Source organism: Parabacteroides sp. merdae-related_45_40 (genome assembly GCF_001915675.1).
In genome coordinates, this window is the sequence record NZ_MNQY01000027.1 from 1 (window position 1) to 2,050 (window position 2,050).

At 45.6% G+C, this 2,050-nt stretch carries 2 protein-coding genes and 1 pseudogene; 2 read left to right on the forward strand and 1 reads right to left on the reverse strand.

Annotated features, from left to right (window positions below; translation table 11 throughout):
* A pseudogene (locus tag BHV83_RS00465) lies at positions 1 to 465 on the forward strand (bifunctional histidinol-phosphatase/imidazoleglycerol-phosphate dehydratase); the annotation flags it as partial.
* Positions 466 to 540: 75 nt separating this feature from the next.
* Here BHV83_RS00465 and BHV83_RS00470 read toward each other — a convergent pair.
* Positions 541 to 1,653, reverse strand: a complete 1,113-nt coding sequence (locus BHV83_RS00470) for a glycoside hydrolase family 43 protein (RefSeq protein ID WP_195483355.1) — start codon at positions 1,651 to 1,653, stop codon at positions 541 to 543.
* A gap of 103 nt (positions 1,654 to 1,756) precedes the next feature.
* Between BHV83_RS00470 and BHV83_RS00475 the strand changes: the two genes are divergently transcribed.
* Positions 1,757 to 2,050: lipocalin-like domain-containing protein (locus BHV83_RS00475; protein WP_286755306.1), on the forward strand; the 294-nt coding region annotated here is incomplete at its 3' end.

A 2,050-nucleotide genomic window follows, 5' to 3' on the forward strand; every position in this document is an offset into this window, starting at 1 on the left:
ATGCTCGACCAGATCGGAAAACATTCGGGTATCGATTTGACGGTACGGGTGAAAGGAGATCTGGAAGTAGACGAACATCATACGATAGAGGATACGGCTATTGCGCTTGGAGAAGCTTTGTTAAAGGCTTTAGGCGACAAGAGGGGGATCGAACGCTACGGTTACTGTCTGCCGATGGACGATTGTCTGTGCAGTGTGGCGCTTGATTTCGGCGGACGTCCCTGGTTAGTCTGGGATGCAGCCTTTCACCGTGAGAAAGTAGGGGATATGCCGACCGAAATGTTCTTGCATTTCTTTAAAAGCCTGAGCGATGCCGCCCGCATGAACCTGAACATTAAAGCGGAAGGCACAAACGAGCACCATAAGATCGAAGGAATCTTCAAGGCTTTGGCCCGCTCCATCAAGATGGCTATCCGCCGCGACATCTACAGGTATGAACTGCCGAGTACAAAGGGAACTTTGTAAATTAAGAATTAAAAATTAAGAATTAAAAAATTACGGTCGATGATATTTTTTAATTCTTAATTTTTAATTTTCAATTTACTCCGCGTTCGGTCCTTCCACATAGAGCTTGCCGTTCTCATCGATTCCCATCTTGTCGATAAAGACAACTCGCTCGTTTCCTGTTTTCTGAGTGTAACCGTGATAAACGCAATACATCTGCTTGCCGTCTTTCGACCAGGTCACGCTGTTATGCCCCGTACCGGTAACGATGCCTCCCTGCTCCACATTCTTTTGTAGCACAGGATTATCGTTCGATTTGACAAACGGGCCGAGCGGACTTTTTGCTGTTGCATAGCCGACAGCATAATTCTTTCCTTTATAATAGTTGGCCGAATACATCATATAGTAGGTATCGCCTTTTTTCATCGTATAAGGACCTTCCGTCCAACGGCGGTTGATCTCACCGGAAGTAACGGAGCGGCTTTCCCATTCGGATTGCGTGTCGTCCAGTTTTACTGGCGGACGGAGCAGCAGGACCGGTTCACCGATCACTTCTGTCAAATCCGGCTTTACCTCGATGCCATATATCCAGCTTTCCTCTATCTCGTCGAACTTCCCTTCTTTTTTAGCCTTTTCGGCAATTTCGCTTTCCACCGGATGTTTGTAGCAACAACGGGAAAAATACAGATAGGTCCGTCCATCCTCGTCGTCGATCAGGTTCCCGTCGATAACCGGATAGCCCGGATCAAACAAAGGTTTGTCGAATAATTCCTTGAAAGGTCCTGTCGGTTTATCTGCAACGGCCACTCCGATACGGAAATTTTCCAATTCGTTAGTCGGATTTTCTTTCCAGTCGGCACTGTACAGCATATAGAACTTGCCACCACGTTCGTACACCTCCGGCGCCCAGAAGTTGGCGACTCCCCATGATCCCGGAACATTGCCCCGGAATACCTGTCCTTCGGCTTTCCAGTTTACCAAGTCGGGGGAGGAATACACACTGAAGCCGTCGACGGCGCCTCCGCCTGTTCCATACATGTAGTATATGCCGTCCGAAGCCAGCAGTACATAAGGATCACCAAACTGTACGGGAAGGGGATTGGTATGCACGATACTCTTTTCCTGTTGTTCCTTCTGCACTTTGTGTACGCAGGAAGAAAAAGCTAATACAGCTGAAAGCAGTATTACAAATTGTTTCATTTGTCTCATAGAATGTCTGTAAAATTAAAAACACATAATAAAGTGGTGACAAATATACAAAATTGAAATTATTTCCTTTCCTTTGATGTCCGATTTAAGCAGAAAAAAGAGTATGGTTAGAAATATATTGATAGCATTTTGTGTGATCCTGTTCGTCTCGTGCAGCAAGGACACGGAATCCAAGTTGTTCGGTAAATGGCAATTACAGAAGGTAGAAGCAAGCGGTAACGTGCAGAATGTCGATACGGTTTATTTTAATTTTGAACATTCTTTGTTTATGTACCAGGTGTACGTTACGGAAATCGACTCTTTCCGCCATCAATATGGCTACAACACGTTGGAAGGTGAAAAAACATTGCTGCTGGAATTAGAGAATGATCCGAGGCCGATCAGTAAATTCCTGCCT

Bases quoted from the DNA above. Each gene is read 5' to 3' on its own strand.
- BHV83_RS00470 (WP_195483355.1), bottom strand. From the start codon at position 1,653: ATGAGACAAATGAAACAATTTGTAATACTGCTTTCAGCTGTATTAGCT.